The organism is Rhodospirillaceae bacterium, assembly GCA_040219235.1.
Classification (GTDB): domain Bacteria; phylum Pseudomonadota; class Alphaproteobacteria; order Rhodospirillales; family Rhodospirillaceae; genus WLXB01.
This window is the reverse complement of record JAVJSV010000011.1, coordinates 802325-828511: the sequence shown is the minus strand read 5'-3', so window position 1 is coordinate 828511 and position 26187 is coordinate 802325. Positions and strand designations below refer to the sequence as shown.

The following is a 26187-nucleotide window of genomic DNA, read 5'->3' as shown; positions in this document are numbered from 1 at the left end:
CAAAAATTTAAGCCCCTAGACCCATGGCCTGGGGGCTATTTTTCGCCTACTCAGACACCAAAAATTTATCGATAAACCCCTGATGCGGCACATGATCAAAGTCTCTATAAATCTGCCAGCGCCCCTCGTCATTGCGACGCACGAGGATAAAAGCACGTATTGGGACAAACGTCCTGTTACCCGTCTTCATATCCTTAATGTCATGCCAGGACTGCACCATGAGGTGCCCCCGATCGCCGTAGGTTTCCAGATCCACAATCTCAATCGTTAGATTTTTGGAATACTGCTCAACTGTCGTCCGCATGGCGGCTTCGATCGTATCCCGGCCACGCTGAAGCTCTTGCCCTGGATGCGCCATAATGAGGTCAGGATGGAAGAACTCAACCATGGCATCTGCATCTTGCTCTAAAGAAGCGACTCGCAATCCCTCAATCATGCTGCGCACTTCCTGATCTGAGATAGGATCAGCAACAACAGTCTGAGAAATTGAGAACCCAAACAGTATCGTGAGTAAAAACATCTTTATTCGCATCGTGCAGTCTCCTTACGGTGTCAATAAGACTGGTAGCGATTAGTCAGCCACCATCTCGTTGTTAGAAACCCGACCCAAAAACTTGTCCAGTAGACCTGCATCTTTAAGGGCGTAACGGTACGAGCGACTCACAGGCACAGAAAGACCGCTCGTCATTTTAATCTCATAGGACCGCCCAGCACGTCTTATACTTTCTATGGCTACCGTGCTGACCCAAAATGACCGATGCACTTGCAAACCGGGCAGCCCATGGACTTCGTCTATCGCGTCAGAAAACCGGTAGCGGATCAGTTCATTCTTATCTCCTGCAAAAACACGCAAGTAATGGTCTTCTGCCTGCAAGGCTATTATCTCAGCATCCGTCCCCGCAGTTAAACGCTTCATAAACTCTGGAGGATGCACGTTGAGGGGCAAAGGACGCTGATCAGCATTCGTGTTCCTTTGCGTAAACTCAGTGCCGACGGGAATAGGGTCTGGCATTAGTGTCTTTTTCTGACCATGACAGCCGTATCGAGGTAGGTGGAGGGCCTCGTGGAACACATAATTTACGAGCACCCAAATCATAATGGGCACAGTAATGACACCTAAATACGCAAACACAAACTCTTGCCAAATCAAGTCAGGCGGAAAACCAATGTCAGTTCTGATCCCTGGCGATAAATGGCCTGCCATATCACGTATGAAACTGCGCAACGGACGACTGACCGCAACTCCTGCGAGCCCACCAAGAATCAAGATCAACCAAAGCGGTGGAGTCCATGGCCGCATTAAAAAAGCTGTCAGCCGGGATCCCAAATCAAAGGCGACCCAAAGAGCAAAGAAATTCGCAATCCACTCAAAAAGCGAGACCGCAATTGGATACTCAGCCGTATAACCAGCCCGGTACCAGCCCAGAATTGCGCCAATTGAAACCGGCACGAGAACGTAAAATGTTACGATCTGCCGCCCGGACATAAATGGAAAAGCGACATTCCCAAGCGCTTTAAATCTATCTTTTATAGCTGACTGCGCCACAAGACCGATTCCACTGCCGTTATCCACTGGTTTGATCCAAAATACGTTAGTGAAAAGGATTCTTATGGTGTCACGCCAGTGAGTCAATGCGTAGGAAGGTTAGATACCTCGCGGCTACTGAAGACCCACTCGCGACAATGGCGGCCATTTTGCGACGAGTTCCTGGGACTGACGACATTCGCACCTGCGATGTTACTCTCAGGCGTTATAGTCTGACGGAACTCAGCGTTAAGAAGGTCAAAATGAAAACTCCTTTCTCACGGCGGCAAACACTTACAGGGTTTGGACTCATGGGATTTGCAGGATTAACAGCAAATCTCCCAAACACAGCACAAGCAGCCGATCTGCCGGACGTCACATCGCCTTCAGGTAATCTGTGCAATCTTTTGAGAATGTCAGCCAGTCTCGATCCTGAAGATTGCCCCTGGTACTATAACGGCACAATTTTCGCCGTTATCGGAGAAGAAGCCCCTCGCCCCCTTATGACATTTCAGGGCATGGAGATGTATTGGGCCAAAAAGTTAGAAGAAGGGCGGTACTGGTTCACTGGAAATACCGTTTCTTTCATGACTGATGTCGAAACAGGGGGCTGGCTGCGGACCATGAAGAACCCTTATACCGGAAAAACCTTAGAGGTTCCTGCAGCCGTGCAAGGCGGACGACCTGGACGAGGGTTTCTATATACAGTTGATGGTGTCGAACCATCCTGGGCAGCAGATAAAATTGAAGATAAACCACTGAAGTTATGGTGGACTGCCGCCGGAGATTATGTGTGGCTTCACAACGAGACCGTCTATCCACCGGGCTTACCGCCACCACGTAAACAGCGACAAACCAATTTTGCCCGAAGAGACCATTTCATCGACCCAGAAGTGCGAAAAATACCAGCGACTTTTTCTGCGACGTTTTTCTCGCCCTGGCCTGATTGGATGGAGATGGGTGATCAACCCGGGCACGTCATTTGGCATGCCTCTGGTGCCAAACTAAACACGATCAAGGACCTGCCACCAATGTACAAAGCCAGATTGGAGTCTGAGCATCCGGATCGCATGACTGCCAATCCCGACGCCTAAACGCCTTGATTGTCGCAGATTGCTCTAGAACTGATAGCGCTTGCCGTTGTAACGAATGATGGCGCCTGCATCATCAGGTGTTAGCGCAGCGATCACATCAATCATCCCGCTGATAGAAACTTGTGGCGAGATAAATTCGGGCCCAGGGTTTTCAACCTTCTCGACAGCAACTTCCCCTGGTGTAATAAGTGCAACAGTAACACCGTCTTTAAGGACCTCGCGCGCTAGATTATACATGGCTGCATTCATCGCTGCCTTGCTCACTTTGTACCAATACGCTCCATCAAAGTTTCCATACTTAAAACTATGTACGCCCAGCAGCGCCGTAATGGCGACAACCTTCTTCTGCTGACCCGCCTTAATGTTTTCGTAAAACGCCTCTGTAACACGCAGAGGACCAATCGCGTTGACGCTCATAAAGGTATCAACTGTAGTGTAATCTAAGGTCCCGAAGCTCTGCCCCGGACCTTGAAAGTCGCCAGACACCCCCGCGTTATTAATTAAAACATCAATAGGTTGACCCCTATACTTTTTTGCAAGGGTGGCCAGATGGTCACCGTCGGCCACGTCTAAAAGTTCAATTGCAATATTGCTGTGTGCTTTGGCCAAGCGCTGCAAGTCATCGGCCTGCGCAGGCCGCCTGGTTGTCGCGATGACCTGCCACCCTTTCTCAGCATATTGCCTGACAAATTCCAGACCTATCCCGCGGTTAGAGCCGGTCACGAGCACCGTTGGTTGCTGTGCGGCGGCAGACATGCTTTGCGCACCCGAAGCAGTGATCGCAAGAAATAGCGCTGTGCACGCAACTCTAATGAGCTTTAATCTTGCAAATCTAACCATTGGCATAGTCTCCCGGATCGACTGAAATCGGATTGGTATAAAAGCGCTCAATAACCTGTGCCTCGAAGGCTGTTGGGTCATCGTGTATTTGATCACGAATGTCTGTTGCCATCTTAGCCGCAAAAATGGAGGTCTCACCGGCCTCCATTGCATCCAGCACTTCATGGGCATGTTCCATCGGCGAGGTCTTTGGATAATCCCCCTTACCAGCAGAACGCGTATCAACAGCACCTGTAAAAACACCCGCCACCTGGACCGGGTCGCGATGCAGTTCAGCACGCACCCCCGCCGTCATGGCAGCATACGCCGCCTTGGCTATGGAATAACTCATATATTCGGGCAGACAGAACAAAGCCCCAATGGAAATGATATTGATAATGCCACTTTCTGACCCAGACGATTTAGCATTTTCAATGAGTCGCTTCGCATAAAGTCGGCACATCTCAGCCTGGGACCACATATTTGTATCCATCACGCGTTTAGCGTCGTCTAGCTTACTTGCCGAGAGAATGCGTCGCTCTTCCGGCTCGGCGGGATTGCCAGGAATTCCAGCATTGTTGATCAGCAGTGTGACATCCAACGACTGCGTGCTTACCGCAGCTCTAAGACCTGGATTAGTAATATCAAGCCGGAGCGGTGCCACACGCTTAGGATCCAAAGCCTTTAGTCCGTCAAGCGTTTCTGGCCGCCGCGCTGTTGCATAAACCTTAGCAGCGCCGCGTTCTAAAAGTACTTCGACAAACCCTTTGCCAATTCCCTGGTTGGCGCCTGTGACCAGAGCCACGCTGCCAAATACCTTAAAGGCCATATGTGTTCACCTCAGCCATTCTTTGCTTAATAAGCTTACTCCAGAACCGAGCCAAAACCCTAATTAACAGAGATTTCAACTTATAAAACCGGAGCCTATAATCGACCTCAAAGACCAAATTTATAAGACAAAGGTAATGATTGCTGAGCGACAAAGGCGTGAACACCTGTATGTTCAAACTCTTTCTAGAGCACAAATCATACATTACCAGAGCGACGCAGCTTGATTGCATGTGCGTATAAGCCTAAACAGATAGCTCATTTCAAGCGGAGCATTTTGTGCAAGCCATTGTTTCATCCTCCACTGATCGAAACGTCGCAACCAGATCGTCAGCGACACCCCAAACTTAAGGGGCAAGTCTCGATCAGCGCTGCCGTAGGTATGCCGAATCACCGGATTTCCGGGTGTTGGGTCTGCCTGAAGGATTACGCTGCTGTTACACATTTGAATGTGTATACCGCACAAAAATCGAGACATTGAACAATGATGAATCCGACACTGACTGACCTTGGTTGGTCTACCTTCTTCCAATCTCAACTTTCTATCGAAGATATGGAAACCCTTAAGGCTGCGCGCGTGATCGCTGCGCACCGCGGCGCAGTAGATGTGCTCAGCACGGCGGGTGAACTACGCCTCTCTCTACCCAATACAGATATGACAGACGACAACATCCCGACCGTCGGGGATTGGGTGCTTATTAATCTTAACGCTGACAACACGGGTACGCTCGAAAGGCTTCTGATGCGGACCAGTATTTTCAAACGCAAGGCACCTGGACACGACAGGCGCACCCAGTTGATTGCTGCAAACGTTGACACATTGTTCATCGTGTCCTCTTGCAATCAAGACTTCAACACCGCCCGCCTAGAACGTTACCTTGTGTTGGCTGGAGAGGCTGGCGTCACCCCTGTTATTGTATTAACCAAAGCTGACCTCTGTGAAGACGTCAGACCTTACATTGAAGAAGCCTCCAGACTTGGCAGCGTTTCATTCGTTGAAGTGATCGACGCAAGATCTCAAGAGTCTGTCGAAAAACTGAAACCTTGGTGTGTGACCGGCCAGACCATCGCCGTTGTCGGGTCATCCGGCGTAGGCAAATCAACAATATTAAACACACTGTCTGGCGAAACAGTGCAAGCGACACGCAGTATTCGTGATGATGATGCAAAAGGACGACACACCACAACTGGCCGCTCTCTGCACCACCTCCCCTCGGGAGGGTGGGTGCTGGATACGCCAGGCATGCGCGAACTACAACTCGCAGACGTTGAACAGGGCTTGGGGCAGGTCTTCGGAGATATTTTTGATTTTGCCGAGCAGTGCCGGTTCTCTGATTGCTCACATCTTGCTGAACCAGGTTGTGCCGTTAAAGAAGCTGTTAGTCGTGGTGATCTCGATGAACATCGGCTGTTGCGGTTTCAAAAACTTTCGGCGGAAGATGCTCGAAATACAGAAAGCGTTGCGGAGCGCCGTTCCAAAGACAAAAAATTCAGCAAGCTCATAAAGGGCGTAAAGCAGTATCGCAAATTCACTGGAAAAGAATAACATTAACAAAAATACTTGGAGTCGCGCCAATGTGATGATGGCACTGAGGCGTTCTTAACTCTTTCTTTGCATTGCCAAGGCATTTTCGGCACTAATAAAAGGTATCTGAGAAAGTATCTTCTCTCCAAATCTATGGCGTGACTCAGGTGTACGCACGTCCTCTTTCAGACCACTAGACACAGCGGAGCAATGTGGTGGGTGATCTTAGCCACGACCCTAAAGGTTACTACGCAATGCTTGGTGTCTCCGAAAATGCGGACGCGGATAGCATCAAGAGTGCTTACCGTGGCAAAGCAAAACGGTTACATCCAGATATTAATCCCTCGCCTCTTGCTGCCAAACAGTTTCAGCGCCTGACAGAAGCCTACAATGTGCTGTCTGACATTGATAAGCGCGCGGCCTACGATAAAACTCGGTCAACAAAGACGGGACAAACAGATTCTGGCCCAAATTCTAAATCACACGCAAAAGCACAGGCACAAGCTCAGACAAAAACTGAACCCAAGGCCAAGCAAGACACCAAGTCGAAACCTAATCAAAAAGAAACACAGACTAACAATCAAACATCGCACGCTCAGAATTCAACACGCGCATCGTCTAGTCTCAAACCAGAACTGTGCCAATGTGGGAAAGTGACAGCACAGCCGCGTTATGTAGAGTTTGATATGGTGGCGGGACAGGGTCGCTCTGTAAAAAAGAAAACTGTATCTGGTGTGTTTTGTAGAACCTGCGCCGATCGGGCGGCTTTGAAGGCAAGTATTGTGACCTGGTTAACAGGTTGGTGGGCCATTCCAAATGGGCCAAAAGAAACCATCAAGGCCTTATTGAATAATGTTCGAGGTGGTCGCAAACCTGCTGATCGCAATACGCGTTTACTGGTGCATCAGGCGAAAGCCTTCCAAGAACGCGGAGACTTGCCCCTTGCGCGCGGCACCGCCGAACAAGCGCTGACTTATGCCAGCACACCAACACTACGACGAGAGGTGGATACTCTTCTGCTCTCGCTTTCCGCACATAGGGCAAAACAATTAAAGACCCGTTGGGATAAACCGGGGTGGGCTCCAATTGCCCAACTCATGCCACTGATCGTATTTATTGTTTGGCTTAGTGTAACCGCCACAATGAGTGCACCGACATCTCTAACGAATTGGACAAAGGAGGCTGCCGGGCGAATTGGCACATTCATCAGTGGACCTTCGGTGCGCATTGGTGCGAATGTTTCTGTTACAACGGATGCCTTGAACCTTCGAACCGGCCCGGGACAGGATTATCAGGTTCTGATCATACTTGCGAAAGGCACGAACCTGCTCGTGACCGAGGTGAGTCCAGGCGGGTCTTGGGTGCGCGTCGTCGCACCTGACGGAACTGACGGCTTTGTGCCGTTGCGGGCCGTCTCTACAATGCCTTAGAGCACATGCACATTTAGCTCTCGACGATGCAACTCTAGCCCCATTTCATCAAGCTCGATTTGCTCAAGGCGGTTTTCCTCCAGCGCCTCTGCTTCGTCACGCTGCTCTTGTGTGATTTCAAAAGTTTTAAGGCGACGGTAGGCTTCTGACAATTCATCACGAGCCGCTTCTATTTGTTCACGCACCTGGACTAGAACTTGCAGAAACTGCTCGTGCCGCGTTTCCCAATGCTTGAGATAGGGTGCAAATGTAGATCCTTCGAGAAGGCCTGCGCTTGCCATGAAAGATTTCTCGTTTTCTTTCTCTTGGTGCAGCGCATCGATGCCGCTCAGGACAGCCTCTTCCTGACGCAGCAATAAAGCCATGGCTCTCTGACGCTCATCAACTTCAAATTTTCTCAAGCGAATTAACGTTTCAAGATCACTTTGCGGCATTGTGCGCTACCTACTCCGCCGCCTGGGGTGACGTCTTAGAAGCCCCCTTTGCGTTGGATGGATTGTTCAGATCAGGCCCTGGCCCGGTAACAGATATTGGTTTTGGAGCTGAAGCGGGGGGGGCCGCTTTATCAGTTACAGCACCAAGCTCATCTGGCGGTGTCAAAGCTTCCTCAAGAAGGCGATAACACGTCTCAAGGTCGGAGTGATCGTCTTTCGTCTGTCGCATAAAGTCTTCAATACGTGGATAATAGAACATCGCCTCATCAACTTCAGGGTTTGACCCTCGGCGATACGCACCAAGCCGAATCAATTCGGCCATATCCTCATACGCTGAAATATATTTCCGGGCGCGTTTGAGAAGTTCATTTTGATCATCCGTATTGCACCCTGGCATGGTTCTGGAAATCGATCTAAGAACGTCAATGGCCGGGTACCTGCCACGCTCTGCAATGGCCCGGTTCAGCACAATATGGCCATCTAAAATACCACGCACCGCATCTGAAATGGGCTCGTTATGATCATCACCTTCGACGAGAACCGTAAACAATCCAGTGATGTTACCCGTTTTTTTACGGCCCGGCCCCGCGCGCTCGAGCAGTTTTGGAAGCTCAGCAAAAACACTGGGCGTATACCCCTTGGCCGCGGGGGGCTCCCCGGCCGAAAGACTTATTTCGCGCTGGGCCATTGAAAAACGAGTTACGGAGTCCATGAGACAGAGGACGTTCTTACCCTGATCGCGAAAGTATTCCGCGATAGCTAGCGTTACATAAGCAGCTTGACGGCGCATCAAAGGCGGTTCGTCAGATGTCGCGACAACAACGACAGACCGCGCAAGTCCGTCTGGGCCAAGATCGTCTTCAATAAACTCTCTGGCCTCACGACCACGTTCACCAACCAGACCTACAACAGTCACATCAGCGTTGGTATAGCGGGCCATCATGGACAAAACCGTCGATTTGCCAACACCAGAACCCGCGAAAATACCCATACGCTGTCCATGACAACAGGTTGTAAATGTGTTGAGTGACCGAATCCCCATATCGACTTTTGAGCCAATGCGTTTGCGGGTGTGAGCGGGTGGCGGTGAATTCTTAATCGGATAAGGGTTTGCACCTGATGGCAGTGCGCCTTTCTCATCAACGGGGCGCCCCATTGCGTTGATCACACGCCCAAGCCAGGCATCTTCAGGGAAAATTGCAGGCTGGCTCTCACCAATTTCAGCGCGGCACCCTAGACCAACACCTTCAAGAGCTCCAAAAGGCATCAGTAGGGCGCGGTCATCCCGGAAGCCGACAACCTCACAGACAACACGACGATTATCACGCGTGATGATATTGCACCTGTCGCCAACAGATAAGTTGCCCTGAACACCTGAGACTTCGATCAATAGGCCCTGGACTGCGGAGACGCGCCCGAAAACGCGATGCACCGAAAGACGGCCCAAATCGTTGATTAGTGTTGAGATATCTACCGTCACCGCACTCTAAGTCCCATCGCTACTGGCCGTTTTTCGCCATTATCTACCCGTCATAGCATGTGCGAGTCCCCGTCACACAGGCCAAGGCCGCAACCCAACGCTAAGGTCACTATTCAACATACTAAGGAGAGGCTGTTAACGGCGGGTAAAGGGCGCGATGCGCTCCAATCATTTGATTTCGCTACCATATTGCGACTCGGCAGCACTCCTGGCATTACTTGACGCTTCATGATATCTTAACATCCGTTAAGAAGTGGGTGTGAACGGAAGGGGCTAACTGTCATGCGTATTCTTTTGGTCGAGGATGATCCATCGACGGCACAAACCATCGAAACCATGTTGAAGAAAGAAGAGTGGGTCGTTGACACCACTGACATGGGTGAAGATGGCATCGAGATCGGAAAACTCTACGAATATGATTTGGTGATCCTAGATCTGATGCTGCCAGATATGGATGGCCTTGAAGTGCTCCGTCAGTTGCGAAACTCTAAAGTAAACACGCCGGTTCTGATTCTATCTGGTTTGACGGAGCCCTCTAAGAAAGTTCAAGGGTTTGGCATTGGCGCAGATGATTACCTGACCAAGCCTTTCAACCGAGATGAGTTGATGGCTCGTATTCAAGCCATTGTCCGCCGCTCAAAGGGGCATTCACAACCGAAGGTCGAAGTCGGCAAGCTTGCTGTTCACCTAGAAGACCGGACTGCTGCGGTAGAAGGCGAGCCGTTACATCTGACTGGCAAAGAATATGGCATTTTAGAACTCCTAGCTTTGCGCAAAGGAACCACTTTGACCAAGGAGCAGTTCCTCAACCATCTCTATGGTGGCATGGATGAACCGGAGCTTAAGATTATTGATGTTTTTATCTGTAAATTGCGCAAGAAAATCGCCAATGCCACCGGTGGAGAGCATTACATTGAGACAGTCTGGGGGCGCGGGTATGTGCTGCGCGAAAGCATGACCGCCGCAGATCTTCCTCCGGCCAAAGCAGCGGCAGGCTAACGCGCTGAGACAAACACGCACCAACTCCCGCCTTCTGGATCATTTCCTGCTGCGAATTTAGCCTTGGGATGGTATAGCTCCGTCCCATGAGTGCAGATCATCACGAAAATCGTAGGATTGAGACGGATCAGCCGCGTGCGTCCAACAGATCAGTTGGTATGGTGTTGGCTGTGGTTTTTTCCTTAATCGGTTTTTGGCCTCTGATCAACGACTCAGCGGTGCATATCTGGGCCCTGGCCATTGCCGCTGGATTGCTGGTTTTAGCACTGGTGCTGCCCCGCGCCTTAACGCCAGTTGCTTGGGCTTGGCTAGGGCTGGGACATTTACTTCACCTCATTACCAGCCCAATCGTCTTGAGCGCCCTTTATTTCTTTGCCGTAGTTCCAACTGGTATTTATTTAAAAATTACCGGAAAAGACCCGCTGCGTCTAAAGGCAGACCCAGAAGCTGACACCTATTGGATCGACAGAACCCCACCGGGCCCTGATCCTAAATCTTTACATCAACAGTTTTGAGATTGAGTGATGTCTTTTATTTCTGAGTTCTGGCAGTTCTTGAAAGTCCGCAAGAAGTTCTGGCTGTTGCCGATGATCATTATGCTGGTCTTATTCGGCGGTCTGATTGTGCTGGCCCAGGGCAGTGCGGTCGCACCTTTCATTTATACAATCTTTTAAACGGCTGACTGAAAGATCATCGTGCGTATTTTAGGACTCTCCGCCCTTTATCATGATAGTGCAGCTGCACTTCTGATTGACGGTGAACTTGTAGCCGCAGCACAGGAAGAACGCTTTACCCGCATCAAGCACGATGCTGATCTTCCCACACACTCCATTCAATATTGCCTAGACCACGCAGGACTGGAGGCATCTGACCTCAATGCGGTCGCATTCTACGAAAAGCCATTTCTTAAATTCGAGAGATTACTTGAAACTTATGCGGCCTTTGCGCCACGCGGTCTGACCTCGTTTAGACGCGCCATACCAGTGTGGATGAAAGAAAAACTATTCCAAAAAGACAATCTGATCGGCCACCTAAAGTCGTTCGATAAGGATGTGGACTGGGCAAAGAAACTCGTTTTTTCAGAGCACCACCTTAGTCACGCGGCCTCGGCATTTTTTCCGTCACCGTTTGAAAAAGCTGCCGTTCTAACAATGGATGGCGTAGGTGAATGGGCCACCACATCCCTCGCGCTAGGCGACGGCAACAGCCTTGCCATTCATAAAGAGCTCCATTTTCCGCATTCCCTTGGGTTGCTATATTCAGCCTTCACCTACTACACGGGCTTTAAGGTGAACTCAGGTGAGTACAAGGTCATGGGACTGGCCCCTTATGGTCGGCCGCGCTATGCGCAGAAAATTTTAGACCATCTCATCGACCTTAAAGAAGACGGCACCTTCCGCCTGGACATGTCTTACTTTGATTTCGCCACCGGCTTAACAATGACAAATCATCGCTTTGATGAGCTTTTTGAAGGGCCACCGCGCGATCCAGAAAGCAACATTGGCCAACGTGAGATGGATTTAGCGGCCTCCGTTCAAGCTGTTACTGAGCAAGCCGTACTTCGCTTGGCTAGAGGAATAAAAAGGGACACGGGTGCAAGCAATCTTTGCCTGGCTGGCGGGGTCGCTTTGAACTGCGTGGCAAACGGTAAACTGCTGTCGGAAGGCATATTTGAAAAGCTTTGGGTTCAACCAGCCGCAGGTGACGCCGGTGGTGCGGTGGGCGCAGCGATGGTTGCGCATCACCTTCATAATGAAGGGCCGCGCAAAGTTGTGGCGCACGGTGATGGCATGTCCGGAACCTACTTAGGGCCAAGTTACGATCAGGCTGATATCGAAGAGAGATTAACAAAAGCCGGAGCCGTTTTTGAACGGGTAGATGATCAATCTTTGATCGACCAAACAGCAGCAGCATTGGCTGAAAACCAGGGTGTGGGGTGGTTTCAAGGACGGATGGAGTTTGGACCCCGCGCTCTTGGCGCACGATCAATTCTGGGCAATCCAACGGACCCGGAAACACAGCGTACTTTAAATTTGAAAGTAAAATTCCGGGAAAGCTTCAGGCCATTTGCACCCGCAGTCTTGCGGGAAGACGTTGCGGATTGGTTTGAGCTTGATGCAGACAGCCCCTACATGCTGATCGTAGCACCGGTCAACAACGACCACTGCCTGCCCTTGTCACGGCTGGATATGGAGCGACGGGGAACTGATAGAGTAAATGCGCTCAGGTCGACCATACCGGCCGTCACTCATGTGGATTATTCAGCTCGCGTCCAAACAGTGCATCAAGATACAAATCCCCGCTTTCATGCCCTGATCAGTAAATTTAAAGACATCACCGGTATTCCGGTCATCGTCAACACCAGCTTTAATGTGCGCGGCGAACCCATTGTCTGCACGCCGGAAGACGCCTTTAAGTGTTTCATGGCGACAGGGCTTGATTTGCTGATCATTGAGAATTGCATCTTACGCAAAAACGCGCAGAACCCTGACTTAAAAGAAGACTACGTGAGCAACTTTGAACTGGATTAAATCGGCAAGGATTACAACTTGCTTTCCGCGAGAGACCGCACCTTAGGTCGATCAGTTCTATGAATACCGAAAACACCCAGATCTGGCGCGATGGGTTTGAAGCTCTCTGAAACACCAACCGTAGTTTCATTTAGACCCATATATAGCACGCCATCGTCACCAAGAAGTCGAGACACACGACCCAGCACCTTTGCCTTGGTTTCCTGATCAAAGAACATCAAAACATTGCGGCAGAACACGACATCAAATGCACCAAGAGGATAAAGTTCGTCCAATAAATTCCATGTCTTAAATTCAACACCGGACCGCAAAACATCTTTGATACGCCACTGAAACTCACCAACCTTATCGAACCCACTGAGGAGCATCTTGATCGGTAGGCCGCTCTGCGCCTCAAATTGAGAGTACAAACCTTTCTCAGCACGGCTAATAGAGGTCTGTGACAAATCCAGACCGATGATTTGAGGGTCACAACCTGCAACGACTTTTGCTTCTTGCCGGAGCATCAACGCCAGAGAATAAGCCTCCTGCCCTGTTGATACACCACAGCATAAAATTCGAAACGTCTCTTTGTCTTTACGTGCTTTAGCCAAATTAGGAAGTGTTACAGAGCGAAAGTGCTCAAATGGAGACCAGTCCCGAAAAAAAGATGTTTCTGAAGTCATCATCGCATCGACGACTTCACGAATTAGAGAATTTTCACCCTGCCGAAGATAACTGATCAATTCACCCAAACCATTGATACGCCGTCGCCGGATCAATGGCATGAGTCTATTTTCAATTAAGTAGGATTTATCTCGACTTAAAATCAAGCCTGAGCGATCTCGCAGCAAAGATGACACAAAGTCAAAATCTTCAGCGGTCACAGCACAGCACCAATCATTTTCAACTTGGCATACACAATCTCACCGTCAAACGGCTTCATGATATACTCATCGCCACCAGCATCCAGCGCCTGCTGGATATGCTCGACATCATTCTGTGTAGCGCAGAAAACAACTTTAGGTGTGTCACCGCCCGGCATGCTGCGCAGGGCTCTAATAAACTCAATGCCCGACATATTTGGCATATCCCAATCAAGCAGCACAACATCGGGCATATGACTGCGAGACGTTTCCAAAGCCTTATTACCGTCGGCAGCTTCATCTGCTGTAAATCCAAGATCCTCAACAATGCGAGTGGCAACGCGGCGGATCACACGTGAATCATCGACAACGAGGCAACGTTTCATATTGGTGTTACTGAGAAATCGCAGTCCATAAAAAAGCCACGCGTCCCCGTCCCCACTTCAAAGACTATTGGTCTGGTGATTTACAGTAGAAGGTTAACAGGGTGGGATAAAGCCATAGATGGCAAGGCCTTATCGCCTCGATACAATATTTATTAGAAGGTTAGAGAAATCAAAATTAATTTATCGCGTCAGCTAGCCCCAGTTGGCCTTAACAACAACCCCTGTTTCGTCAGCATCCAACGAGAGATGCCCCCCAAGCCTCTCAACAATAAGACGTGTATGATACGCCTGAACCGTATGGGGCGTAATTTCAGGCACTTCTGGAGCATATAAGATATCGTGAACGACATCACGAACCTTTGATATACGGCCCTCAGCCGTGCGGTTTTTCACGGCAAGCTCGACGGAACCGCCTTGACCTTTGCACTCGACGACCAAGGAACGGCAACTGGGCATACACTCAATACCAAAGAGTATGAGATTCGAAATCACTTGTGTGGCTTCGTCGCCTAATTTGGCGACAAAGGGCTGAAACTGACCCTGGTCAGGCCAGGACAGTGTTGGCCCACCAGAAGGCCCTGATGTTGCAATAAGGTAATCTTCAAAAATCCCAGAGAGATCACCCATAGACGCTGCACCACTCCCTGACCACCCAAATGCGAGCCTAAGAAACTTGAGCTTCCGGCCTGCTGCATCGGCGCTCCCAGACAACAACGACAACGTCTCCTCATCAACCAGGGACAAGTCTGATCCAATGAGTTCGACTCCTGCTGACACAGCACCTACTGGACCGGCCAAATCGTGGCAAAGGCGCGTGCACAGCAGGTGTGCAATCTTAAGGTCTTCAATCATCCCCACCCCGGTTTTCAAAAATGCATAATGATTATAGCAATGGGTTGCGTTGTGACCCAACCACCTAGACTATAATTTATCACACTCCAAAGCTCATGCGTTAGTGTGGGGGAGATAGCTTTATGGAACACGATTTCACACCCGGAATGCTGGTGATAAATCCAGCTCAATCAGACTGGGGTATTGGACAGGTACAGTCTGCTGTGGGTACGAAAGTGACTGTAAATTTTGAAAATACGGGAAAAATAACCTTGAACACGGCGGTTGTTGAGCTTGAAGAAGTGGACCTTGAGAATTTGCCTCCCACTTGAGAGTGCGTCCGCTTCTAGCCATATAAGGGAAACAACAGCCTACTGCGCGTATTTACCCAGTTCAAACCAATGATTAACAAAACCACATGCATCGTGATAAAGACATCTCATGATTGATCCATTCGGCCGAACCATAAACTACCTGCGTGTGTCCGTGACAGACCGGTGTGACCTCAGATGCGTTTACTGCATGTCTGAGGACATGGTTTTTCTACCTAAAAAAGACCTCTTGACCCTTGAGGAACTAGACCGCCTGTGCAGCACCTTTGTTGAGCTAGGCGTTCGTAAACTACGACTTACCGGGGGAGAACCTCTCGTCCGACGCAATGTGATGTCATTGATCCAATCTCTCGGTCGACACTTAAAGAGCGGAGACCTGGAAGAACTTACGCTTACGACCAATGGCACCCGTCTCGCAGAGTTCGCTGACCAGTTGGTTGATGCGGGCATGAAGCGCATCAACGTGTCGCTGGATACACTGGATCCGGACCGCTTTAAGAAGGTTACCCGCTGGGGAGATCTCAGCAAAGTGTTAGCCGGACTTGATGCGGCCAAAAAAGCCGGCTTGGCGGTTAAGATTAACACGGTCGCGATGCGTAACTTTAATGATCAAGATATAGATAGAATGGTCGAGTGGTGTGGAGAGCAAGGGTTTGATCTGACCTTCATTGAGACCATGCCCATGGGTGACATCGATGAGGATCGGACAGCCCAATATATGCCACTTAGTCTGGTTCGCGCCAACTTACTAAAATCTTGGACTCTGGATGAAACCGACTATAAAACTGGCGGTCCTGCTCGGTACACGGTTTGTAGAGAGACTGGGCAGCGCGTTGGCTTCATTACACCGATGACGCATAACTTCTGCGAGTCATGCAATCGGGTTCGGCTTACCTGCACTGGAACCTTGTATATGTGTCTGGGCCAGGATGATGCGGCTGATTTGCGCACGCCACTGCGACAGAGTGAAAGCAACGAACCTTTAATAGCCACCATTCATGAGGCTATTGAGCGAAAACCAAAAGGCCATGATTTCATTATAGATCGGCGCCACAATCGCCCTGCGGTTTCTCGGCACATGAGTGTGACTGGCGGTTAGGTTCCGCTCGTGAATCCTAGTATAGTCAAGCTATACCTCCGGCAGAGACCTCTTTATCTTGGATACTTCCATGGCCATTCCAACCATTGCCTTTGTAGCCACAGACAGCGAACCAGCACAGGTTGCCTTGAGCGACCTTGAGAGTCGATATGGACATGTCAGCCCAGAGGATGCCGACATCATCGTCGCCCTCGGTGGAGACGGGTACATGCTGGAAACGCTACACACCTATATGCCTCTAGACAAACCTGTTTTTGGAATGCATCGCGGCACGGTCGGCTTCCTGATGAACGATTACGCAGAAGAAGGTCTTCCCGCCCGCCTTTCAAAAGCGGACAGCGTAAAAATCCACCCCTTAAAAATGACCACGCGCGATAATAAAGGAAAAGAATCCTGGGCACTGGCGATTAACGAAGTGTCTATGCTTCGCGAATCCAGACAAGCGGCAAAACTTCGTATATCCATTAATGGTCGCTGCCGTATGGAAGAATTGGTTTGCGACGGCGCACTGGTATGCACTCCGGCCGGCAGCACAGCATACAACCTTTCCATACATGGCCCTGTGTTACCTCTCGGTGCGAGCTTACTGGCTGTAACCCCCATCAGTGCTTTTCGTCCGCGACGCTGGCGCGGTGCAATTGTCCCTGATAATGCCGTTATTAAGTTTGAGATTCTTGAAGCTGACAAGCGTCCTGTTAGCGCCGTCGCAGACCGGGCCGAGGTCCGTCATGTTGTGGAAGTTACGGTTGAAGAGGACCACAGCAACGCCATCACGATGCTGTTCGATTCCGAACATAACCTTGAAGAACGGATACTCACCGAACAATTCTCGCCGTGATCGACACGCCGACACAAACGCCCAAAGTAAAATTACCAGTCGCAAGTTTGCATAATATAGCTCTGAGCATCACTCTGGGAATTGCGGGCGGTTGGGTTTTCTACAGCCTATCATTACCATTACCCTGGATGCTGGGCGCAATGGCGACAACATCCGTGGCCGCCGTTCTTGGGCTCCCCATGGCAATGTCGAAATACTTGCGACACATTATGATTGCCGTTATCGGTGTGCTACTCGGTAGCGCTTTCACTCCGGCCCTAACAAGTCAGATTCTGCAATGGACCTTAAGCTTAACTGTACTTGCGATATTCCTGCTCATGTTAGCGATTATTATTCCCTGGTGCCTACAACGCGCAGGCTATGACCGCCCAACTGCTTTCTTTTCTGCACTCCCCGCAGGACTTACAGAAATGACCACGGTAGGTTCCGAAAATGGTGGTAACCCTCACATTATTGCGCTCACGCACACCGTCCGCATCTTAATCGTCGCCTTTACTATTCCATTTCTTATGGTGTTATTCGCTGGCTATGAGCGACCCGAAACTCTTATTGTACCAGCATTTGAGATTTCAACCGTGGACATCGCAATGCTCACAGCATGCGCAGTTGTGGGATTATGGCTCGGCATAAGATTTAGATTTCCAGCCGGATCACTGGCCGGACCACTCGCACTCAGCGCAGTGGTTCATGTATCAGGACTAACAGCCTCTTCACCACCTGACAGTTTGGTGGCGATTGCCCAGGTCGTATTGGGGACATCGGTCGGGTCAAGGTTTGCAGGATTAACCATCGCAACCATGAAAAAGACGCTAACCCTGGCAGTAGCCGTTACACTAGGAATGCTTGCCTTGAGCGGCACGGGCGCGGTTCTTCTTGCGCCGGTTCTTGAGATTCATCCGATGGCTTTAATGTTAGCCTTGGCCCCGGGCGGCGTAACCGAAATGAGTTTGATGGCCCTCGCACTAAATCAAGACATTGCGTTCGTCACAACGCATCATCTTGTCCGTATCGGGCTCATTGTCATGATAGCTCCGGCGACATTTGCCGCATTTCAGCGCTTGCACGGCGATAAAAATTAACCGAATTACCAATGAAAGCCTGGAATGATAGCCCAGGGTTTGCGGTCGTGTTCTTCGGCTAATTTTGTAGCTGCCTGTAGTTCAGCCGCTTGACCATAGGCAACACTTAAAGCTTCACCGTGAATACCACCGGTGCACCAGATTGCCTTTAGGCCGGATGCATTTGCACCTGCGACGTCGGTATCAAGGGCATCGCCGATAACACCCACACGCGCCGGATCAGAAATCTCCAAACGTTCAACCGCGAGATGATAGACGGCAGGATCCGGCTTACCACGGTATACTGCACGCCCACCAATGTCCTCGTATCGCCGCGCAATCGCACCCGCGCAAATCACACGACGGCCTTCACGTATGACAACGTCATCCGGGTTAGCACACACCATAGGAAGGTCGCGAGTCAGAGCCTCCTGTAGCACCGCTTCATAATCAGCTAGAGTTTCATCCAATTCGACTGGGCCGGTGTTTAACAAAAATGTGACATCATCAAGGGACTGAATCCGTTCAATACCCGTTTCTTCTAGCACGCTCACATCACGCTCAGGTCCAATGTGGTAGGCGCGCGAACCCAGAGTCGCGAAAAATGGATCTGAGCGCTTTGTTAGTTCCTGCCACGTTGCCTCTCCAGATGAAAAAACATCGCCGTAGAGATCGCGCGCGATACCCATACTGGTCATACCATCAACGAGAAGCCGGCTACGCCGCGGCGCGTTTGATAACAATATGGTTTTTAAGCCGGTTTTCTTGAGGGCTTGAAAGGTCTCCACAACACCAGGATATGCCGTGACGCCGTCATGGATGAGCCCCCAAAGGTCAAGAATGAAGCCATCAAATTCTGCGGTAACTTCGGACAAACCGTTAACAGCTTTCACGTAGATTCTCCTTGGCAGTGATCAGCCCCTACAGCGTCTGACACACTTGCAAACCCGTCCGCATGAAGCAGCTGCCGAAGTTCAGCCTTGAGCTTCCCAACTAGGGCTGGCCCCTCAAACACTAATGCAGAATATAATTGCACCAGACTGGCGCCAGCTTTGATTTTTTCATACGCCTCGGCACCAGTGGATACACCACCGACACCAACCAAAGGAATTTCTCCGCCAGTGCGAGTATAGACCAAACGCAGCATCTCTGTTGACGCAGAAAACAGCGGCTTGCCACTCAGCCCGCCCATTTCTGATCGTGCCTCTGAAACAAGGTTATCAGGTCGCGCAATTGTTGTATTTGAAATAACCAGTCCGCTTAACTTATGGCGTAACGCCAGGTCACAAAGATCATCAATATCTTTATCTTCAAGATCAGGAGCGATCTTGACCAGGATTGTCGGTTTTCGAGACTGGGGGGATTCCTCACAAGCAAACCGAACAGCGTCTACAATGCCGGTTAATTTTTCAGGGTCCTGCAGCGCACGCAGCCCTGGTGTATTTGGTGAAGAGACGTTGATTGTCAGAATATCGGCGACGGACGCCAACGCCCCTGCAAGTTGCGCATAGTCAGACTCAGGATTTTGCGAATCTTTGTTCAGTCCGAGATTTACGGCGATAGGACCTTTGATAATCTCGCCATCTTTGCTTGCTCTGAGAGATGACAAGCGATCTGCTACAATGGTGGCGCCGACACTATTCAAACCCATCCTGTTGATGACAGCCCGGTCTTGAGTGAGGCGGAACAGCCGCGGCTTAGAATTACCCGCTTGAGGTCTTAACGTGACCCCTCCAACTTCAACGGACCCAAAGCCAAGCCGAAACAACGCTGGAATGGCCTCAGCATGCTTATCAAACCCTGCCGCAAGGCCAATCGGATTTCTAAAATTGCGCCCCCACACACGCGTTGCCAAACCATCATCCGAGCCTGAAGCTGGCAAACACCAGTTCGGAGCAGTTTTTAGCCCATGCAAAGCCGCAGCATGCGCCCGTTCTGCGTCGATTCGCCATAAGATTGGCTTGATCCAGGGGTAGAAGTCCGTCATTAGATTAGATGCTCATTAAGCTAAAATACCACGAAGGCTGACCGTTCTTTAACGGAATTGGCCTAGAATCAACAATCATTAGAAAAAGCATTGGTTTTTTGTTCTTTTGCGTGGTGCCATGAGGTTATAATTGGCACGTCCCGTCATGATTTAGCAAAGCGTTTGTTACTGTGCGATCTGATCCCAAACTATCATCCCGCGGTTTAGCCCGCCTGATCGAGCAAGTCGGTAAGGCATGTTATAATCTTGGCTATACGCCTGGGCTAAATCCGGCTCAATGGGCAGCTTTGCGTTATTTTCAAGAAACCACGGTCGATCGCAGAACAGTCACGGGGTTTGCCAATTTTCAAGGCACGACCAAGGGGACGGCATCTCAAACCGTTGCTGCTATGGTTCGCAAAGGATTTTTGGAAAGAGTCGCAGATAAAAATGACCGACGGGTCCATCGGCTTGTGTTGACTGAGGAAGGCGAGAACTTGCTCGCTCAGGACCCCTTGCAAGCACTCGCCTCCGCCGTTGATCAGCTTGAAGAACAAGAGCGATGGGCCTTGGCTGTCAACATGGAAAAAGTCTTGCGGCAAATCATCAAGGCATAAAGACCTAAGACGCGCTTAAACCTGCTCTCCTGGAGCGACGGTTTCCCCCGCCATCACAGCATCAATCGTCTTAAGCAGTTCTTCTTTCTCGAAAGGTTTGTAAACTACAGCTTTTGCACCAAAGGTTGATGCTAATGGTGCGGTATACGTGAGAGGTGCATTTGGTGCACCACCTGAAATCACAACCACCGGCACATCATTACCAGCGCCACGTATTTCTTTCAGGAGAGAGATACCATCCATTTCTGGCATCCAAATGTCGCTCACAACCATATCATAAGAATGCTCTGCTAACTTCGCTAAGGCTTCCTTGCCATTGGCCACATCATCAACATCATGACCGGCACTTGCCAATATCTCACGTACTGACAGACTAACTTCTGGAGAGTCTTCAACTAATAGAATGTTCACCTGGGCGACTCCATATCATTGGTGCTGTCGATAGCCTCAACATACTCTGGAATGTATACCATCGCCGTTGTTCCCTGATCAACTTCGCTCTCAAGCGATACTGCCCCACCCCACCCTAAAACAATGCTGTACACAACCGATAAGCCTAGCCCTGTGCCCTGACCGACCGGTTTAGTTGTAAAAAAAGGCTCGAAAATTCTATGGCGGCTCTGATTATCGATACCGCATCCGGTATCCGAGACCGACAACAGCAGCCATCCATTATGGCGATGAGGAACAGCCGAGGTTATTATTTGCTCTGGTGAGAGCCTCACCAGAGATAGGTCGACCAAACCCTGGCCAGCCATCGCATCAGCGGCATTGCGCACAAGATTGATTACAACTTGCGAAACCTGAGTTGGATTGACCATGGCGCAAGCTTCTTGAACATCGATATTACATTGCAGATCAATTCCGGGAGGTATGCCGCTTCGGGCTAACTTCACAGCATCCTCGACGATAGGTGCGACGGAATGAGAGGCCACCAAAGGCGCATCCTGTCGGGAAAAGGTCAAAATTTGACGGACGACATCTCGCGCTTTGCGACCGCTCCCGGTAATCACTTCAAAATACTTGCGCAGCTTATCTTGGTCAGGAGCACATGCCTCAAACCCCAGGTCAGATAGGGTAATAATCGGCTGCAGGAGGTTATTAATCTCATGGGCAACCCCCCCTGAGAGCTTACCAAGCGCCTCCATTTTCTGGGCGTCCATCATAGCTTCAGTTCTGCGGCGATCATCTGTGATGTCACGCACGATAAGGGTCAGCCCCACGACTGAGGTTCGATCTTGCGCCGTAACAGGGGCCAGTTCAATCTGGCTCAGGAACGGGGTACCACCTTCACCATGAAGCGTTAGCTCGCACGACAACAACAATCGCGACTGAATAGCATCAAGCAAATCTTGAAAGCCCGAGGCGTCAGTTTCAGGTCCCCGCAACACCTCGACAGAACTACCTATGAGATACCCTTCTGAGAAGCCTGTAATCGTCTCTAGCTCAGGATTTACGTAAAAGAACGTGGGCCGTTCTAAATCTGGTGTCAACACCGCCACACCAACCGGCGAAGCCTGCAATGCCTCGGTTAGAATGGTGTTGCGCGCAACAAGATCGCGCAACCTCTCTTCACGGTTTTTAGATTCGGTTACATCCTGCACGGTCCCAAACGAAGCATATGGCTTTCCGTCAGAATCAAATAAAACCCGCCCCTCAACGCTAAGCCACCGGATATCTCCCTCACCTCGAATAATCCGGTACTCAGCTCCAGAGATCTCTTTCCCGACGATGAGGTCATCCATCATATCGCGAACGACGTTCACATCATCAGGGTGCAGAAATTTAATGTAGCTTGGCGACGAAGGATCAATGGATCCTGGTGCGACGCCGTGAATTTCGTACATCTGGTGAGACCAGATCATTTTCCGGGTATCCCAGTATAGCCTGTAGGTCCCCATGCGCGCTATGCGAGTTGCCTCCTCGAGGCGCGCCTCACTCTCTAGCAACTCAAATTCAGCAGCTTTGCGGTCGGTGATATCGATTGCACGTATGACTCTAAAAACTGCCCCGTCAGCGCTGGTCGAGTCAGACGTTGGAAAGACCTGTGCCTCATACCAATATGGCCCATACTGCAACTGAAAGCCGCGTTCAGCTCGCTCCTCACCAATCGAAGTTACGCGTCCTAAAATAGCTGCAAAGACGTCTGTAGGATGCCCGCCGACTAATACTTCCGCCTTCTGCATGAGAAGACTCTCAGCGCGTTGGTTAACATCGATAATATAATTGTCTTTGTCGATTAAGATGACATGCGCAGGAGAGCGATTGACCATCTCAATAGCCATGTCACGCGTCACATGCGACATTGGGCCTACTCGTTGGGTCTTTTTTTCAGACTCTTTGGGCATGGGAAAGTCTCGTTCTCAGCGCGTCAGCCTGACTTTGAACGGCGTCACCAATTTTTCAATTTCTCTGACTTGGGATTGCTTTGCGACAGTCGACTCTTCATCAATAAAAGGATCATCGCCCAACTCATCCTCAAAGATCATACTCTCTAAATAATCTGCAACGCTTGTGAGCTCGACCCGGCGCGTTTTATCGAGTTCAGCAGCCCGACGAACTTCACCCGCTGCCTTCATTACGAGAATTGATGCTTTTTCCTCAGACATGCCGCCTCCCTATGGCGAAAACCGGCCTATTAATACGACCTTTTATTTTAGACCTCTCGCCGACGAGTCATAGTCGATTCCACCACTATCGACAATCTAACCGCACCGGTTGAGCCATATTGGCCTAAACAACACTATTCGATGTATCGCTGATTCATTTCGGTAGCACCAAAAGTGCTCGAAAATCATTCACATTTGTTCCTGTCGGGCCTGAGCCGATCACCGCTGGATCATCGCCAACCACATCTGAGACGAACAAATTGAGCAAGTGTCTTTGCCCAACAGAAACAGCAAGCCGCCCCCCTTTCACAGAAGACAGGTGTTTGCGCACCGTATTAATTTCTTGGATCCACGCACCTGACTGCAAAAGGGTTCGTGAAATACTTTGTTTCTGGGGAAGCGTGAGTCCCTTTGTAGATTGAACCAGCAGCGACGATGCGCCACCAGATCACAAACCTATAATCTGTGTTTCTTTATCAGTTTTATCGATTATTTCTAACACACGCTTGGTAGCAGCGATCCCTCTATCATCAGGGATGGGATGAGATGCTTCACAGACTTCATGGAATGTGTGGGTCTCGCGTATCCATCCCTAATAATCACCAAACCAGTGATAGGGTCGTTCCAGTGATCTTCAATCGCCCGCGCCATAGCCCCGCAGCCTTTCCCAGTCCCAATCACCACAACTGGCCCTCTAGATAATGACGACAGAACTTCAGGCATAAAAACAGCTGGATCGACAGCGGCCAGAGCTTTCCTAAACAATTCTTGCAATAAGATGTGAGGAATAATGGACACCCGCGTTACAATCCCTAGAAAGGGGAATCACGTTTTCTTTACAAAGATAGGATTCGACAGCACTTAAGGTAGCGATTTCACCCACGGAGCATATAATTTTTTATGAAGACTTTAGCACGACTTATGCCTGAGAAGTTTCAGCATGCGACCACGACGGCTGACGGTGCGCACCGTGCACACGTACCGCTCAAAAAACTTGAGACTTTATGGATAAATACCGGAACGCTTTGCAATCTTACCTGCCGGAACTGCTATATAGAATCATCCCCAAAAAATGACCGGCTTGTGTACATAACTAAGGCCGAAGTACTCACCTACCTAGACGAAATAGAACGCCGGACTCTTGGCACGACTGGAATTGGGTTTACCGGCGGCGAGCCTTTCATGAATCCGGACTTTATCGATATGCTGACAGAAACGCTCACGCGCGGTTTTCAATGCATAGTGCTTAGCAACGCGATGAAGCCAATGATGAAATGCGCGACGCAACTGGAAACTATAGGTCGACAGTTTACGAAACTTCTAACCATGCGCATCTCGCTAGATCATCACACTAAAGAAGGCCACGAAGCCGAGAGAGGTGCCCGCAGTTGGCAGTCTGCCTTAGATGGGTTATCCTGGCTAAATGATAAAGGCTTCCGCCTGAATGTTGCCGGTCGCACTTTTATTGAAGAGTCAGAAGACACAGCACGGGCTGGATATGAGGCTTTGTTTTCTCGGCTAGGTCTTAAGATCAACGCTTACAACCCAGCTGAACTAGTACTATTTCCAGAAATGAACGCAACGCTAGACGTCCCCGAAATAACAACGGCATGTTGGGGTATTTTAAACGTCGACCCAAATTCAATAATGTGTGCGACGTCACGAATGGTCGTAAAACGCAAATCAGCTATACAGCCTGTTGTTCTGGCATGTACCTTATTACCCTACGATAGCGCATTCGAACTTGGGCCTACTTTGCAAGATGCGGAAAAAGATATATTTCTGAATCATCCCCACTGCGCGCAGTTTTGCGTTTTGGGTGGCGCATCTTGTTCACAAGGTTAGAAATATGGCTGGCATCACTTCACCTGCAGCATTACATCCACTTTTTAGAGCGCCGCCATTGCTGCTCGACCTTGTACAACAAGGCGAAGCCATATCGCTTGGAGCTCACGAAACACTCTTCCGTGAGGGAGACCCAGTGCAGTATCTATACTGTGTTGCTGAAGGCACTATGGTCCTCAGTCGCTATAGTGTTGCGGGTGAACGGCAAATCATGGCTTTTCTTTTCCCTGGCGACTTCCTTGGAATCACATTCGAAAAAAAATTCGGCCTTGGTGCTGAAACTCTTACTAAATGCAGTTTGCTGCGATTGGACCACGCTATCCTCGAGGACCTCGCCGCAAAGGATCCCGAAGTCTGGCGCGCCGTTAGCGAAGTCACCTGGAGGTTTCTACGCGGTTCAATGGAGTTAACCTTCACCATTGGCCGCAAAAGCGCGGTGGGTCGCATCGCATCGTTTCTACTATATCTTTCCTTCCGACAAGGGGGGTTTTCTGGCCATGTTCCTGAAATCAGCCTGCCAATGGGACGGCAGGACATTGGTGATTTTCTTGGCTTAACCATTGAAACAGTGAGCCGTAGCTTTACGAAACTTAAAGAACAGGGATGCATTGCCCTGCCAAGTACGGACAAAGTCTTATTGCTAGACGTTAAAGCCTTACGCACACGCGCTGATGTTGTCGACTGAGTGCTAGTGCAAAACACCTGTGGAATATTTATCTACCTAAAAAATCTTTCTCTACTCGCAGATCCATAAAAGTGCATCATCCTGGCGACCATCAACAAAGAACTCGTAGGATTGTTCCGGCAAAGAATCTCTGAGCATTAGCGCTAAGCCAGCCCAAGATGGTCCGCCCACAACAGCTGCCTTTTCACATTTCTCTCTATTGGCAGCCAAGATATCGCCGCTATCCCATTTACTGTTTTCGTCCATGTCTTTGAGCACAGATAAATCAGCATAAAAACGAAACGTTTCGTGCGCCCCAAGAACATAACGCATGGCTGGTTCGAATATTTCTGTATAATCCTGCTCTGTCAGAGTTCCTGAGGCTTTGAAACAAATGAGGTTACCATCGCTCTCTTCTAGTATTTCAAGCAT

General features: G+C 49.9%; 29 protein-coding genes and 1 pseudogene. 14 read left to right on the top strand and 16 right to left on the bottom strand.

The genetic code is table 11. The annotated features are described in order from the left end of the window. Positions 1-46: 46 nt before the first annotated feature. Positions 47-532 (bottom strand): SgcJ/EcaC family oxidoreductase, encoded by a 486-nt coding sequence (locus RIC29_07880; protein MEQ8734828.1) that lies wholly within the window; start codon positions 530-532, stop codon positions 47-49. Positions 533-571: 39 nt separating this feature from the next. Then, positions 572-1573 carry a LytTR family DNA-binding domain-containing protein gene (locus RIC29_07875; GenBank protein MEQ8734827.1) on the bottom strand — a complete coding sequence of 334 codons (1002 nt, stop codon included), beginning with the start codon at positions 1571-1573 and terminating at the stop codon, positions 572-574. 59 nt (positions 1574-1632) lie between these two features. Between RIC29_07875 and RIC29_07870 the strand changes: the two genes are divergently transcribed. Continuing rightward, on the top strand, positions 1633-2619 hold the full coding sequence (locus tag RIC29_07870) for a DUF1838 family protein (protein ID MEQ8734826.1): 987 nt from the start codon (positions 1633-1635) through the stop codon (positions 2617-2619). 24 nt (positions 2620-2643) lie between these two features. Here the strand turns inward: RIC29_07870 and RIC29_07865 are convergent, their stop codons facing one another. Next, complete coding sequence (locus RIC29_07865; protein ID MEQ8734825.1) at positions 2644-3375, bottom strand: SDR family oxidoreductase; 732 nt, start codon at positions 3373-3375, stop codon at positions 2644-2646. 76 nt (positions 3376-3451) lie between these two features. Continuing rightward, positions 3452-4267 (bottom strand): SDR family NAD(P)-dependent oxidoreductase, encoded by an 816-nt coding sequence (locus RIC29_07860; protein ID MEQ8734824.1) that lies wholly within the window; start codon positions 4265-4267, stop codon positions 3452-3454. Between the two features lie 483 nt (positions 4268-4750). Here RIC29_07860 and rsgA point away from each other — a divergent pair, with 483 nt between their 5' ends. Further along, on the top strand, positions 4751-5812 hold the full coding sequence (gene rsgA, locus RIC29_07855) for a ribosome small subunit-dependent GTPase A (GenBank protein MEQ8734823.1): 1062 nt from the start codon (positions 4751-4753) through the stop codon (positions 5810-5812). Positions 5813-6006: 194 nt separating this feature from the next. Next, positions 6007-7221 (top strand): DnaJ domain-containing protein, encoded by a 1215-nt coding sequence (locus tag RIC29_07850; protein ID MEQ8734822.1) that lies wholly within the window; start codon positions 6007-6009, stop codon positions 7219-7221. Here RIC29_07850 and fliJ read toward each other — a convergent pair. Further along, complete coding sequence (fliJ, locus tag RIC29_07845) at positions 7218-7655, bottom strand: flagellar export protein FliJ (GenBank protein MEQ8734821.1); 438 nt, start codon at positions 7653-7655, stop codon at positions 7218-7220. The genes RIC29_07850 and fliJ overlap by 4 nt on opposite strands. Before the next feature lie 10 nt (positions 7656-7665). Next, positions 7666-9135: a flagellar protein export ATPase FliI gene (fliI, locus tag RIC29_07840; protein MEQ8734820.1), complete on the bottom strand. Its 1470-nt coding sequence runs from the start codon at positions 9133-9135 to the stop codon at positions 7666-7668. A gap of 282 nt (positions 9136-9417) precedes the next feature. Between fliI and RIC29_07835 the strand changes: the two genes are divergently transcribed. The 4 genes from RIC29_07835 to RIC29_07820 all read left to right on the top strand — a co-directional run bounded on the left by RIC29_07835 (position 9418) and on the right by RIC29_07820 (position 12665). Next, positions 9418-10134, top strand: coding sequence for a response regulator transcription factor (locus RIC29_07835; protein MEQ8734819.1), 717 nt, complete (start codon positions 9418-9420; stop codon positions 10132-10134). Between the two features lie 86 nt (positions 10135-10220). Then, complete coding sequence (locus tag RIC29_07830; GenBank protein ID MEQ8734818.1) at positions 10221-10649, top strand: SxtJ family membrane protein; 429 nt, start codon at positions 10221-10223, stop codon at positions 10647-10649. A gap of 9 nt (positions 10650-10658) precedes the next feature. Continuing rightward, positions 10659-10808 (top strand): DUF5989 family protein, encoded by a 150-nt coding sequence (locus RIC29_07825; protein ID MEQ8734817.1) that lies wholly within the window; start codon positions 10659-10661, stop codon positions 10806-10808. A gap of 21 nt (positions 10809-10829) precedes the next feature. Further along, a complete protein-coding gene (locus RIC29_07820; GenBank protein ID MEQ8734816.1) occupies positions 10830-12665 on the top strand; it encodes a carbamoyltransferase in 1836 nt (611 codons plus the stop codon). 11 nt (positions 12666-12676) lie between these two features. Here the strand turns inward: RIC29_07820 and RIC29_07815 are convergent, their stop codons facing one another. From RIC29_07815 to RIC29_07805, 3 genes are all read right to left on the bottom strand, one after another. Beyond that, positions 12677-13531 carry a protein-glutamate O-methyltransferase CheR gene (locus tag RIC29_07815; GenBank protein MEQ8734815.1) on the bottom strand — a complete coding sequence of 285 codons (855 nt, stop codon included), beginning with the start codon at positions 13529-13531 and terminating at the stop codon, positions 12677-12679. Continuing rightward, the gene (locus RIC29_07810) at positions 13528-13896 is read right to left on the bottom strand and encodes a response regulator (GenBank protein MEQ8734814.1); all 369 of its coding nucleotides are present in this window, start codon (positions 13894-13896) and stop codon (positions 13528-13530) included. The genes RIC29_07815 and RIC29_07810 overlap by 4 nt, the downstream gene beginning before the upstream one ends. A gap of 192 nt (positions 13897-14088) precedes the next feature. Then, a complete protein-coding gene (locus RIC29_07805) occupies positions 14089-14748 on the bottom strand; it encodes a histidine phosphotransferase family protein (GenBank protein MEQ8734813.1) in 660 nt (219 codons plus the stop codon). A gap of 122 nt (positions 14749-14870) precedes the next feature. On the opposite strand from RIC29_07805, the gene RIC29_07800 reads away from it, so the two are divergent. The 4 genes from RIC29_07800 to RIC29_07785 all read left to right on the top strand — a co-directional run bounded on the left by RIC29_07800 (position 14871) and on the right by RIC29_07785 (position 18075). Next, positions 14871-15059 carry a DUF3553 domain-containing protein gene (locus tag RIC29_07800; GenBank protein MEQ8734812.1) on the top strand — a complete coding sequence of 63 codons (189 nt, stop codon included), beginning with the start codon at positions 14871-14873 and terminating at the stop codon, positions 15057-15059. Between the two features lie 109 nt (positions 15060-15168). After that, on the top strand, positions 15169-16158 hold the full coding sequence (moaA, locus tag RIC29_07795) for a GTP 3',8-cyclase MoaA (GenBank protein MEQ8734811.1): 990 nt from the start codon (positions 15169-15171) through the stop codon (positions 16156-16158). A gap of 70 nt (positions 16159-16228) precedes the next feature. Beyond that, positions 16229-16996: an NAD kinase gene (locus RIC29_07790; GenBank protein MEQ8734810.1), complete on the top strand. Its 768-nt coding sequence runs from the start codon at positions 16229-16231 to the stop codon at positions 16994-16996. Beyond that, complete coding sequence (locus RIC29_07785) at positions 16993-18075, top strand: AbrB family transcriptional regulator (GenBank protein ID MEQ8734809.1); 1083 nt, start codon at positions 16993-16995, stop codon at positions 18073-18075. Before RIC29_07790 ends, RIC29_07785 begins: the two co-directional genes overlap by 4 nt. Positions 18076-18080: 5 nt before the next feature. On the opposite strand, the gene RIC29_07780 is transcribed toward RIC29_07785, so the two are convergent. Next, complete coding sequence (locus tag RIC29_07780; protein MEQ8734808.1) at positions 18081-18947, bottom strand: TIGR01459 family HAD-type hydrolase; 867 nt, start codon at positions 18945-18947, stop codon at positions 18081-18083. After that, the gene (locus tag RIC29_07775; protein MEQ8734807.1) at positions 18944-20041 is read right to left on the bottom strand and encodes a quinone-dependent dihydroorotate dehydrogenase; all 1098 of its coding nucleotides are present in this window, start codon (positions 20039-20041) and stop codon (positions 18944-18946) included. The genes RIC29_07780 and RIC29_07775 overlap by 4 nt, the downstream gene beginning before the upstream one ends. Positions 20042-20211: 170 nt before the next feature. Here RIC29_07775 and RIC29_07770 point away from each other — a divergent pair, with 170 nt between their 5' ends. Then, positions 20212-20637, top strand: a complete 426-nt coding sequence (locus RIC29_07770; GenBank protein MEQ8734806.1) for a MarR family transcriptional regulator — start codon at positions 20212-20214, stop codon at positions 20635-20637. 15 nt (positions 20638-20652) lie between these two features. Here the strand turns inward: RIC29_07770 and RIC29_07765 are convergent, their stop codons facing one another. The 4 genes and pseudogenes from RIC29_07765 to RIC29_07750 form a co-directional block, all read right to left on the bottom strand. Then, complete coding sequence (locus tag RIC29_07765; protein MEQ8734805.1) at positions 20653-21048, bottom strand: response regulator; 396 nt, start codon at positions 21046-21048, stop codon at positions 20653-20655. Then, positions 21045-22943, bottom strand: a complete 1899-nt coding sequence (locus RIC29_07760; protein MEQ8734804.1) for a PAS domain S-box protein — start codon at positions 22941-22943, stop codon at positions 21045-21047. The genes RIC29_07765 and RIC29_07760 overlap by 4 nt, the downstream gene beginning before the upstream one ends. A gap of 57 nt (positions 22944-23000) precedes the next feature. Further along, complete coding sequence (locus RIC29_07755; protein MEQ8734803.1) at positions 23001-23246, bottom strand: hypothetical protein; 246 nt, start codon at positions 23244-23246, stop codon at positions 23001-23003. Between the two features lie 154 nt (positions 23247-23400). Then, a pseudogene (locus tag RIC29_07750) lies at positions 23401-23969 on the bottom strand (glycerate-2-kinase family protein). Positions 23970-24146: 177 nt separating this feature from the next. On the opposite strand from RIC29_07750, the gene RIC29_07745 reads away from it, so the two are divergent. Further along, entirely contained in the window at positions 24147-25091 is a 945-nt protein-coding gene (locus tag RIC29_07745) for a radical SAM protein (GenBank protein MEQ8734802.1), read from the top strand. 4 nt (positions 25092-25095) lie between these two features. Further along, the gene (locus RIC29_07740) at positions 25096-25776 is read left to right on the top strand and encodes a helix-turn-helix domain-containing protein (protein MEQ8734801.1); all 681 of its coding nucleotides are present in this window, start codon (positions 25096-25098) and stop codon (positions 25774-25776) included. Between the two features lie 51 nt (positions 25777-25827). On the opposite strand, the gene RIC29_07735 is transcribed toward RIC29_07740, so the two are convergent. Then, positions 25828-26187 carry an STAS/SEC14 domain-containing protein gene (locus RIC29_07735; GenBank protein ID MEQ8734800.1) on the bottom strand — a complete coding sequence of 120 codons (360 nt, stop codon included), beginning with the start codon at positions 26185-26187 and terminating at the stop codon, positions 25828-25830.